Origin of the sequence: Streptomyces sp. NPDC092370 (assembly GCF_044755265.1) — a bacterium.
GTDB lineage: Bacteria > Actinomycetota > Actinomycetes > Streptomycetales > Streptomycetaceae > Streptomyces.
This window is the reverse complement of sequence record NZ_JBIVQO010000001.1, coordinates 781341-791676: the sequence shown is the minus strand read 5'-3', so window position 1 is coordinate 791676 and position 10336 is coordinate 781341. Positions and strand designations below refer to the sequence as shown.

Below are 10336 nucleotides of genomic sequence, written 5' to 3'. Positions count from 1 at the left end.
ATCCCCGGGGCCGTCGCCTTCGCCATGCCCAGGGGGTTCCTCAGCCCGTGCTGACCGGCAGTTCCTTCACCCCGTTGATCCACGCCGACCGCAGCCGCCGCGGATCGCCGACCAGCTTCAGCCCGGGCATCGCGTCGGCGATCGCGTTGAAGATGAGGTTGATCTCCAGCACGGCGAGGGACTTGCCCAGGCAGTAATGGGGGCCGCCGCCGCCGAAGCCGAGGTGCGGGTTGGGGTCGCGGGTGACGTCGAAGGTGTCCGGGTCGTCGAAGACCTCGGGGTCGTGGTTGGCCGAGGCGTAGAACAGTCCGAGCCGGTCGCCCTCGCGGATGCGCTTGCCGCCGAGTTCGGTGTCCTGCGTGGCCGTGCGCTGGAAGGCGGCGACGGGGGTCGCCCAGCGCACGATCTCCTCCGCCGCCGTCTCCGGGCGGTCGTTCTTGTACAGCTCCCACTGCCCGGGGTGGGTGAGGAAGGCGTGCATGCCGTGGGTGATGGCGTTGCGGGTGGTCTCGTTGCCCGCGACGGCCAGCATCAGCACGAAGAAGCCGAACTCGTCGGAACTGAGGTTGCCCTCGTCCTCGGCCGCGACGAGTTGCGTGACGATGTCGTGGGCCGGGCACTGTTTGCGGTCGACGGCCATGTTCATCGCATAGGCGATGATCTCCGTGGCCGATTCGGCGCCGACCTCCTCGGTGATGGCGTACTCGGGATCGTCGTACGCGATCATCTTGTTGGACCAGTCGAAGATCTTGTCCCGGTCCTCCTGGGGGACGCCCATCAGCTCTGCGATCGCCTGGAGGGGCAATTCGCAGGCGACCTGGGTGACGAAGTCGAACGGCCCGGTGTGCGCGCGGGCCGCCTCGACGATGGAGCGGGCCCGGTTGCGCAGCCGCTCCTCCAGCGCCCGGATGGCCCGGGGCGTGAACCCGCGCTGCACGATCTGCCGGACCCGGGTGTGTTCCGGCGGGTCCATGTTCAGCAGGATGAGCCGCTGCGCGTCGATGGCGTCGCGTTCGATGTGCTCGTTGAAGCGGATGATCGCCGTGTTGAGGGACGACGAGAACAACTCCGGGTGCGTGGAGACGTACTTGACGTCGGCGTGCCGGGTGACCGCCCAGTACCCCTCGTCATGGAAGCCTGCGAGACCGGCCGGCTGCGGCACCCAGCAGACCGGTTCGGCCCGGCGCAGCTCGGCGAACTCCGGCAGGGGCACACGGTGGTGCAGCAGATCGGGGTCGGTGAAGTCGAACCCGTCGGGTAGCGCGGGACAGGGCATGGGCGGCTCCCACCACTCGTACCGACTCTGAGGTCTGACGTCCCATCAGCTGTGCGGAGTCGCGGTGACGGTAGTAACGGGTTCTACAAGTAGCAAGAGGCGCGGGCCCGCCAATTGTCCGCACGACCCTTGCGGTCACCGAGCGGGCCTCAGCACACTGCTTGCAGAACTAGAACGCGTACTAGTTCCGCTGAGCCTCCCGGAGAGGACCCGCACCCATGGCTGCCGAACCCGTGATCGTCGAAGCCGTACGCACCCCGATCGGCAAGCGCGGCGGCGCGCTCGCCCATCTGCACCCCGCCTACCTCCTGGGCGAGACCTACCGCGAACTCCTGGGCCGCACCGGCATCCCCGCCGACTGCGTCGAGCAGATCGTCGGCGGTACGGTCACCCACGCCGGCGAGCAGTCCATGAACCCCGCGCGCACGGCCTGGCTGACCATGGGGCTGCCGTACGAGACGGCCGCGACGACGGTCGACGCACAGTGCGGCTCTTCGCAGCAGGCCTCGCACATGGTGGCCAACATGGTCGCGGCGGGCGTGATCGACGTCGGCATCTCGTGCGGGGTGGAGTCCATGTCGCGGGTGCCGCTGGGGTCGGGTTCGAAGCACGGGCCGGGCAAGCCGTTCCCCGACGAGTGGAACGTGGACCTGCCGAATCAGTTCGAGGCGGCCGAGCGCATCGCCCGCCACCGCGGCCTGACCCGCGAGGACGTCGACGCGCTGGGCCTCGCCTCCCAGGAACGGGCCGCGCACGCCTGGGCGGAGGAGCGCTTCAAACGGGAGACGTTCGCGGTCCAGGTCCCCACGACCGAGGAGGAGCAGCACGCCGGGCAGGGCATGTGGCGCCTGGTCGACAAGGACGAGGGGCTGCGCGACACCACGGCGGAGGCCCTGGCCTCCCTGAAGCCGATCATGCCCACGGCGGTGCACACGGCCGGCAACTCCTCGCAGATCTCCGACGGGGCGGCGGCGATCATGTGGGCGTCGAAGCGGACGACCCGGGCGCTGAAGCTGCGGCCCCGGGCCCGGATCGTGGCCCAGGCGCTGGTGGGTTCCGACCCCCACTTCCACCTCGACGGCCCGATCGACGCGACCAGGGCGGTCCTGGGCAAGGCGGGGATGTCCCTCACGGACATCGACGTGGTGGAGATCAACGAGGCGTTCGCGTCCGTGGTGCTGAGCTGGGCGCGGGTCTTCGACCAGGACCTGTCGAAGGTGAACGTCAACGGCGGCGCCATCGCGCTCGGGCACCCGGTGGGAGCGACCGGGGCCCGGCTCATCACGACGGCCCTTCATGAACTGGAGCGCGCGGACAAGGAGTTCGCGCTGATCACCATGTGTGCGGGGGGCGGTTTGGCCACCGGCACGATCATTCAGCGGCTGTAGACGTCCAGGCGACGAAGGCGGTGAAGGCGGCGGGTTCGAGGGTGAGCATCGGTCCCGCCGGGTTCTTGCTGTCCCGTATGGCGACAGCGGCCTCCGGGGTTTCGGCGACTTCGAGGCACTGGCCGCCTTGGTCACTGCTGTACGTCGACTTACGCCAGGCCAGGGCCCCGAACGGCGCGCATTCGACGCAGTTGCCGCCCTGGTCGCTGCTGTAGCTGGACTTACGCCACTGGACCCCCGTCGGAAGCGCGTTGCTCTCCATAGCGTTCCTCCATTACACGCCGGATCAGCTCCGCCGAGTCCCTGAGGGAGAGCGCGGCGGCTTGGAGGTGATCGTAACGGAGCGAGCAGTCCTTGACGGTGTCCGGATTGGCGGTGGGATGCGCGCTGCCGTAACCCTCCGTATAAACGATGGCCGGGTCACTCGCGAAGCGGTAGAGGTCGAATGAGCCTGTCAGCCCCGCGTGCGCTCCAGCCGAGAACGGCAGGATCTGGACGTTGATCCGGGGGCTGCCCTCGAACGACAACAGATGGGCCAGTTGCTCCCGCATGTTCTTGGGCCCACCGATCTCCTGGTACAGAGCGGCTTCACTGAGGATCGCCCAGAAGACAGGCGGTTCATTCTTCTCGAAGATGCGCTGGCGGGCCAGGCGAACGGCAACGCGGTCATCAAGGTCCGTCTGATCGATCAGGCCGAGCACGGCGCGGGCGTAGGCATGGGCCTGAAGGAGGCCATGGATCACCTGCGGTTCGAAGGAGTAGATCTCGGTGGCCCGCGCCTGAAGTTCCGCCACATGCTGGAACCAGGCCGGAAGCCGACTGCGCAGCACCAGTTCGACCAGCCGGGAGAACAAGCCGTCCGTGCCCAGCGCCGCGTCCGCCCGTTCGCTGAACTCCGGCGTCGGAACCTTGCGGGCTGTCTCGATCTGCCCCACGAGTGAGCCGGTGTAGCTGAGGATTCCCCCGAGTTGCTTGAGCGTCAGCCCGGCCGCCTCCCTGTGGCGCCGTAGCTCATAGCCGTAGTAGTCGAGCGGGGACGCACCTGGGTCAAGGGCGTTGATGTTGGTCACGCAGAGCCCCTCTCACGCAACTCCGTCCACCACGGGACGGGTTGTATCCGTTCCGTAGCCGAGGGTAGTCACCGCACGTCAGGCTCGTCCTGTGAACGACTACATTCCCGCCCAGTACGCGATGCGCCTCACCGTCGGCTCGCACGCCCCCCGGCACATCCGCCGTATCGTCCGCTCCTTCCTCGACGAGTGGCACATGCCCGAGCTATCGGACGCCGTGGAGCTGGGCGTGACCGAGCTGCTCGCCAACGTCGTACGGCACGTCCCGGACCGCCGCTGCACGCTGCTGTTGCTGCGACAGCGCACCGGCGTACGGGTGGAGGTCACGGACGGCAGTGACGAACTGCCGTGCACACCGGACTCGTTGGACACGGACGCCGAGAACGGCCGAGGGCTGCTCCTGCTCGACGCGATGGCCGACAAGTGGGGCGTGTCGCTGTGGTCCGGAGGCGGGAAGACCGTGTGGTTCGAATGCGGGGCCGACTCGACAGTCTGCCGCAGGGAATGAACGCCCCCACCCGTTTCAACGTCTTCGTACAGGGTGCGACCGGCCACACGTACCTGTCACCGGCGCGTCGGCCGACCCGGCCGACGACCGCGAGCAGCACCCACAGCAGCTGGTGCTGCCAGGCCGTGGGCGAGACGGCGATCGTGGCGCAGCCGGTGATCGCGACCGCGAGCAGCGACTCGCCGTCGCGGAGACAGCGCACCGCCCGGCGCAGGGCCAGGGCCGACACGCCGGGTGAAACCCCGCTGACAGCGACCCGCGCGACCAACTATCTTCGTCAGCGCCAGTAGTTAGGGATGCTAACTAGGCTGACGAAAGGTAGAGGTGCATGAGCGAGTCGCACGTCTGGGACGAGGTCGACGCCTACTTCACCGCCCACCTCGCCCCGGACGACGAAGCCCTGGCGGCCGCCCTGCGGGACAGCGACGCCGCCGGGCTTCCGCACATCAATGTCGCCGGGAACCAGGGCAAACTCCTCCAGCTCCTCGCCCAGATCCAGGGCGCGCGCCACATCCTGGAGATCGGCACCCTCGGCGGCTACAGCACCATCTGGCTGGGCCGCGCCCTGCCCTCCGACGGGCGGCTGATCTCCCTGGAGTACGACCCCCGGCACGTCGAGGTCGCCGTCCGCAACATCGCCCGCGCCGGCCTGGACAAGCTGGTCGAGGTGCGGACGGGCCCGGCCCTGGAGTCGCTGCCCAAGCTGGCCGACGAGAACCCGCCCCCGTTCGACCTGGTCTTCATCGACGCCGACAAGGCCAACAACCCGCACTACGTGGAGTGGGCGATCAAGCTCACCCGCACGGGCAGCCTGATCGTCCTCGACAACGTCGTGCGCGGCGGCCGGGTCGTCGACGCGGACAGCACCGCCCCTGACGTGATGGGCACCCGCGCCGCCATCGAGCTGATCGCCGGCCATCCGCGGCTGAGCGGCACGGCGATCCAGACGGTGGGCATGAAGGGCTACGACGGGTTCGCGCTGGCGCGCGTGCTGGCGTGAGCCGCGCCGTCACGCCTCGTGGTAGAAGCCCACGTTGACGCTGCGCGGGGCGGTGCGGTCCTGGACGATGATCTCGCCGCTGCCGCCCCCGGGCAGCGGGACGGTGCCGCCGTAGGCGAGGGGCTGGACGTACTCCCCCATGACCAGCCGCACCTCGGAGGACGGGTCGGGCTGGGAGCCGCGCAGCCAGGTGACCTGCCAGGTCCCCTCCGGGCCGCACAGGAACTCCAGGTGGACGCGGGAGACGAACAGCCAGTCGTCCGGCGTGCTCAGCCGGCACACGGACTTGTCGCGGCCCACCCGCAGCACCGAGCCCGGCTCGCTGGGCGCTTCGGCCATGAGCATGCCGGCCGTGGCACCCGCCTCCGCCTCCGCGACGGTGGCCATGGTGAGTTCGAGCACGTGCGCCCCTCCTGAGAACGTCCCCGGTGGGCCTGCCGGGTCTTTCGCCCGCCGCATGATAGAACGCCAGGCCGCACGGTGTCCGGCACAATGGCCTCATGACCGAGCGAAAGCCACCTGGCGTCGACTTCGAGTCCTGGGTCGACAAGCAGATCCGTGACGCGGAGGCGCGCGGGGAGTTCGACCAGCTGCCCGGAGCAGGCGAACCGCTCCCGCGTGACATGGAGAGCGCCTACGACGAACTGTGGTGGGTCAAGCGGAAGATGGCCCGCGAGGGCTTCTCCGTGCTCCCGCCGACGCTGGCGCTGCGCAAGGAGGCGGAGGACGCGCTGGAGGCCGCGCTCGCGGCCCCCTCGGAGCGGATCGTGCGGAAGATCATCGGCGAGATCAACGACAAGGTCCGCGCCATGATGTTCAAGCCGCCGCCCGGCCCCCCGCTGGGAAAGAAGCCGTACGACGTCGAGGACGTCGTACGGCAGTGGCGGGAGCGCCGGGCGGACCGGTGACCGGGGGATCCACCCCGGCTCACACGTGCAGCAGCCGTTCGGCCAGCTCGCGGTAGTCCTTCAGGGCCAGCCGGAGCTGTTCGGTGTCGGCGGACGACACCGACCTGCTCTCGCCGCCCTCGACGGACTGCCAGGAGTGGCGCAGGGTGCGCCGGCGCTGCGTGACGGCCTCGGTGAACCGGGCCGCTATCTCCTCCAGTACGTGGTCCGCCTCCTCGACGGCGGCCCGCGGCCCGTCGACGAATCCGGCGACGGCGTGCTGCAACTGCGAGCCGAGCTTGTCGCACTCCTCGTGGGCGAGGAGGTGGGACCGGTTCTTCGCGGCGCCGGCCTTGTCCATGCCGGTACCGATGCCGGTGCCGTGGTCGCCGCGGCGGCCTTCGGTGCCGCCGGGCCGGCCGGCGCCCGGCACATCCGTACCGTGCGCCGCGGCGCGGTCGGCGTCGGTGCCGTGCGTGACGCCACGGTCCGCGTCCAGGTCACGGCCGGTGCCGCGGTCCGCGTCCAGGTCACGGGCCGTGTCGTGGCCCGTGCCCGGTGCGGTCGGGTGGCGGCCGGTGCCCAGAGCGCTCTCGCCGCGGGCGTCCGGGGCAGCCGGCGTATGGTCGCCGGGCGGGCGGGTCATGTCGGTCATTGCCTCAACTCTCCTTCGCCTGACGTCGGTTCATCGCCCACGGCACATGGCCGCCGTGGGCCGGAGCCTTGCGGCCGCCGTTCAGTCCGGCACGGTGGTGCCCGTCGTGCCGAGCCTCCTCGTGGCGTCCGCCGGACGGGCCGCCGCCGTGGCGGGCCGGCTTCACCAGCTCCTCGAACAGGGCGCGGGCCGCCACCATGGCCTCACGCATGTCTTCCGTACCCTGGCCGCCGTCGCGGGCGTCCTCCGCGCGCAGATGCGCCGCGCGGTGCACGCGCCGGTAGCCGTCCACGTGGTGGGCGTGGTGCACCGACAGTGCGGCCAGCTGTTCCTCGTACTGCCCGCCGTCCGGGAAGCCCCGGGCACCGGCGACCTCGGCGAGCAGCCGGTCCGCCTCGGCGACGGCCTCGCGCGGCGAGTCGACGAACCGCTCCTGGGCGGCCGTCCAGCGCGCCTCGTACTGCTCGCGCTGTGCCGGTTCCAGCGACCGCTCCCGCAGGTCGCCGTGGCGCTGCACGCGCTCGGTCAGCTCGCGCTCGGCTGCTTTGGCGTCACCGTCGTGCCGGGCCACGGCCCGGTCGTACTCGGGTCCGAAGCGCCGCTTCAGGCTCGGGCCACGCCGAGCCCCGCGGGCGCGCAGGGTCATGACGGCCGCGATGATGACGACGACCGCCGCGATCACGATCAGAGCAATGATCAGGCCAGTGGACATGAATGCCTTCCGGGTTCTCGGCCCAACCGGCTCTCCTCGCGAGCCGGTTCGCCCGTCGGGTAGCCCCGAAGTCCGTATCCAAACGGCGCCCGGGCGCAACCGGGGCGCGAACACACGGCCGGAACTATTCGATTGCGTGTCCGGTGGGGCGCCTGTGAAGAATGCGGTTCATGACCTGGACCGTGACGCCCGAACCGTACGACTCCCCCGTCGCCGCCGCTCTCTGGCGGGCGTACTACACCGAGGTCAGCGACCGCTGGTACCTGCTGCACGAGGGGCGCCGCACCGACCCGGCCGAGCTGGAGCGGGAGATCGCCGCCCAACCGGGTGCCGATCTCGCGCCGCCCCGGGGACGGTTGCTGATCGCCCGGTACGGCGGTGAGCCGGCCGGCAGCGCGGGCGTACGGCTCCTGGACGGCACGACCGCCGAGCTCACCCGGGTGTTCCTGCACGCGTCGATGCGCGGCAGGGGTGGCGCCCCGCTCCTGGTCGGGGCCGCCGAGGACGCCGCACGCGCGCTCGGCGCCACCCGGATGATCCTCGACACCCGCGGCGATCTCGTCGAGGCCCGCGGCCTGTACGCCCGCCTCGGCTACCGGGAGACGGCACCGCACAACGACGACCCGTACGCCGAGCACTGGTTCAGCAAGGACCTGGCCTGATCTCAGGCCGTCTCCCCCGTGGGGCGCGTGCCGTAGGGCCGCTCGCGCCGCGATCCGCACAGTTCGCCGTTCATCTCCCGCACGAGGTCCGCCAGATCGGTCGGCCGGTCCGGCCCCCACCAGTCGCCGAGCAGCTCGGCGAGGGACTCCTCGCGGGCCTCGGCCAGCCGGTCGGCGACCAGGCGGCCCTGGTGGGTCAGGACCATGTCGAGGCCCCGGCGCACCGCGAGGCGGCGCTCCTCGGCCTGCCGCGCGGCCTCCATGACGACCGTCAGGGGCACGGGCATCGTGTCGGCGAGCATGCCCGGCTCCACCGAGCCGTAGCGCCGCATCCGCAGCAGCAGCCAGCTCGTCGCGGGCAGCAGGTCGTAACCCGCCCGCGCGGTGATCTTCCGGTAGATCTCGCGCCGCCCCGCGCGGGTGCCGAGCACCGACAGCGCGCGGCACACCTCGTCGTACGAGGAGCGTTCGACGGGGTTGCTGGCCAGGGTCTCGGTGACGTCGGGGGCGGTGACCGAGCCGCGCAGCCGGTCCTCCTTCAGGAACCAGGCCAGCACGAAGCCGAGGAGCGCGACCGGGGCGGCGTACAGGAAGACGTCCGTGATGGAGACGGCGTAGGCGTGCAGGGCCGGCGGGCGCAGACCGGGCGGCAGGGCGGCGATGCCGCGTGGGTCGGCCTCCAGCGCGTCGACCGAGACACCGGCCGGGAGCCGGGCGCCCCGGAAGGCGTCCGTGAGCTGGTCGCCGAGCCGGCCCGCGAAGACCGTGCCGAAGACGGCGACCCCGAACGAGGCGCCGATGGAGCGGAAGAAGGTCGCACCGGAGGTCGCCACGCCCAAGTCCTCATAGGGGACGGCGTTCTGCACGATGAGCACGAGAACCTGCATCACCAGGCCGAGACCCAGCCCGAAGACGAAGAAGAAGCCGCTCAACTCGGCGGTGGAGCTGCGCTCGTCGAGCTGATGGAGCAGGAGCAGCCCGAGCGTGGTGATGCCGGTGCCGGCGATCGGGAACACCTTCCAGCGGCCGGTGCGGCTGACGATCTGCCCGGATGCGGTCGAGGCCAGCAGCAGACCCAGCACCATCGGCAGCATGTGCACACCGGACATGGTCGGGCTGACGCCCTGCACGACCTGGAGGAACGTCGGCAGGTAGGTCATGGCGCCGAACATCGCGAACCCGACGACGAAGCTGATCACGGCGGAGAGGGTGAAGGTGCGCACGCGGAAGAGCTTGAGCGGCAGCACGGGTTCGGCGGCCCGCCGCTCCACGGCCACGAAGGCGAAGGCGAGGACGACGCCCAGGACCGCGAGGCCGACGATCCGCCACGACCCCCACGCCCAGGTCGTCCCGCCGAGCGAGGCGACCAGCACCAGGCAGGTGGCGACGGCGGCGATGAGGAAGGTGCCGAGGTAGTCGATGACATGCCGGCGCGCCGTGCGCGGGATGTGCAGGACGGTCGCGATCACGGCGAGCGCGACGACGCCGACGGGCAGGTTGACGTAGAAGACCCAGCGCCAGCTCAGATGCTGCGTGAACAGCCCGCCGAGCAGCGGTCCGAGCACACTGGTCGCCCCGAAGACGGCACCGAACAGTCCCTGGTAGCGGCCCCGTTCACGAGGCGGCACCAGATCGCCGACGATCGCCATCGACAGCACGATCAGCCCGCCGCCGCCGAGCCCCTGGAGAGCCCGGAACGCGATCAACTGGCCCATGTCCTGGGCCGTGCCGCACAGCGCGGACCCGATCAGGAAGATCACGATCGCCGTCTGGAAGAGCCTCTTGCGCCCGTACTGGTCACCGAGCTTGCCCCACAGGGGGGTGGCGGCCGTCGCGGCCAGCAGATACGCGGTGACCACCCAGGACAGGTGATCCAGACCGCCGAGATCGCTGACGATCGTGGGCAGCGCGGTCGACACGATGGTCTGGTCGAGGGCGGCGAGCAGCATGCCGAGGAGCAGCGCGCCGATGGAGACCAGGACGTTCCCTGCCAGCTGCTCCTGAGCTGTGGCGTTCTGGGGCGACAGTGTGGCGGCGTTCCCGTCACCGGCCATGAGACCTCCCGAGACTCCTGTGACATTTTCCATCGTGACCGCTGTGACCTGTTATGGCCCGCCGGGCCCTTTTGGAAGCCGTGGTTCCGGGGCTCGTCGACTGCGCTGTGGAGAAGATCTGGAT

12 protein-coding genes and 1 pseudogene are annotated in these 10336 nt (G+C 70.5%); 5 read left to right on the top strand and 8 right to left on the bottom strand.

Going from position 1 to position 10336, the window contains the following annotated elements:
• Positions 1-40: 40 nt before the first annotated feature.
• Positions 41-1276, bottom strand: coding sequence for a cytochrome P450 (locus tag ACIQHQ_RS03520; RefSeq protein WP_402609644.1), 1236 nt, complete (start codon positions 1274-1276; stop codon positions 41-43).
• Between the two features lie 218 nt (positions 1277-1494).
• Here ACIQHQ_RS03520 and ACIQHQ_RS03515 point away from each other — a divergent pair, with 218 nt between their 5' ends.
• A complete protein-coding gene (locus ACIQHQ_RS03515; RefSeq protein ID WP_402609642.1) occupies positions 1495-2664 on the top strand; it encodes a steroid 3-ketoacyl-CoA thiolase in 1170 nt (389 codons plus the stop codon).
• Here ACIQHQ_RS03515 and ACIQHQ_RS03510 read toward each other — a convergent pair.
• Entirely contained in the window at positions 2648-2926 is a 279-nt protein-coding gene (locus ACIQHQ_RS03510) for a DUF397 domain-containing protein (protein ID WP_402609640.1), read from the bottom strand. The two genes, ACIQHQ_RS03515 and ACIQHQ_RS03510, sit on opposite strands and share 17 nt — an antisense overlap.
• The gene (locus ACIQHQ_RS03505; RefSeq protein ID WP_402609638.1) at positions 2886-3734 is read right to left on the bottom strand and encodes a helix-turn-helix domain-containing protein; all 849 of its coding nucleotides are present in this window, start codon (positions 3732-3734) and stop codon (positions 2886-2888) included. Before ACIQHQ_RS03505 ends, ACIQHQ_RS03510 begins: the two co-directional genes overlap by 41 nt.
• Before the next feature lie 91 nt (positions 3735-3825).
• Between ACIQHQ_RS03505 and ACIQHQ_RS03500 the strand changes: the two genes are divergently transcribed.
• Positions 3826-4242 (top strand): ATP-binding protein, encoded by a 417-nt coding sequence (locus tag ACIQHQ_RS03500; RefSeq protein WP_402609636.1) that lies wholly within the window; start codon positions 3826-3828, stop codon positions 4240-4242.
• A gap of 34 nt (positions 4243-4276) precedes the next feature.
• Here the strand turns inward: ACIQHQ_RS03500 and ACIQHQ_RS03495 are convergent.
• Positions 4277-4471: pseudogene (locus tag ACIQHQ_RS03495) on the bottom strand (hypothetical protein); the annotation flags it as partial.
• 99 nt (positions 4472-4570) lie between these two features.
• On the opposite strand from ACIQHQ_RS03495, the gene ACIQHQ_RS03490 reads away from it, so the two are divergent.
• On the top strand, positions 4571-5242 hold the full coding sequence (locus ACIQHQ_RS03490; protein ID WP_402609634.1) for an O-methyltransferase: 672 nt from the start codon (positions 4571-4573) through the stop codon (positions 5240-5242).
• A 9-nt stretch (positions 5243-5251) separates the two neighbouring features.
• On the opposite strand, the gene ACIQHQ_RS03485 is transcribed toward ACIQHQ_RS03490, so the two are convergent.
• A complete protein-coding gene (locus tag ACIQHQ_RS03485) occupies positions 5252-5644 on the bottom strand; it encodes a hypothetical protein (protein WP_402609632.1) in 393 nt (130 codons plus the stop codon).
• A 98-nt stretch (positions 5645-5742) separates the two neighbouring features.
• On the opposite strand from ACIQHQ_RS03485, the gene ACIQHQ_RS03480 reads away from it, so the two are divergent.
• Complete coding sequence (locus ACIQHQ_RS03480; protein WP_402609630.1) at positions 5743-6150, top strand: DUF1992 domain-containing protein; 408 nt, start codon at positions 5743-5745, stop codon at positions 6148-6150.
• Positions 6151-6169: 19 nt separating this feature from the next.
• Here the strand turns inward: ACIQHQ_RS03480 and ACIQHQ_RS03475 are convergent, their stop codons facing one another.
• Positions 6170-6784 carry a hypothetical protein gene (locus tag ACIQHQ_RS03475; protein WP_402609628.1) on the bottom strand — a complete coding sequence of 205 codons (615 nt, stop codon included), beginning with the start codon at positions 6782-6784 and terminating at the stop codon, positions 6170-6172.
• 4 nt (positions 6785-6788) lie between these two features.
• A complete protein-coding gene (locus ACIQHQ_RS03470; RefSeq protein ID WP_402609626.1) occupies positions 6789-7496 on the bottom strand; it encodes a hypothetical protein in 708 nt (235 codons plus the stop codon).
• A 170-nt stretch (positions 7497-7666) separates the two neighbouring features.
• Between ACIQHQ_RS03470 and ACIQHQ_RS03465 the strand changes: the two genes are divergently transcribed.
• Entirely contained in the window at positions 7667-8158 is a 492-nt protein-coding gene (locus ACIQHQ_RS03465) for a GNAT family N-acetyltransferase (RefSeq protein ID WP_402609624.1), read from the top strand.
• 2 nt (positions 8159-8160) lie between these two features.
• Here ACIQHQ_RS03465 and ACIQHQ_RS03460 read toward each other — a convergent pair whose 3' ends face one another.
• Positions 8161-10212, bottom strand: a complete 2052-nt coding sequence (locus ACIQHQ_RS03460) for a DHA2 family efflux MFS transporter permease subunit (RefSeq protein ID WP_402609621.1) — start codon at positions 10210-10212, stop codon at positions 8161-8163.
• Between the last annotated feature and the right edge of the window lie 124 nt (positions 10213-10336).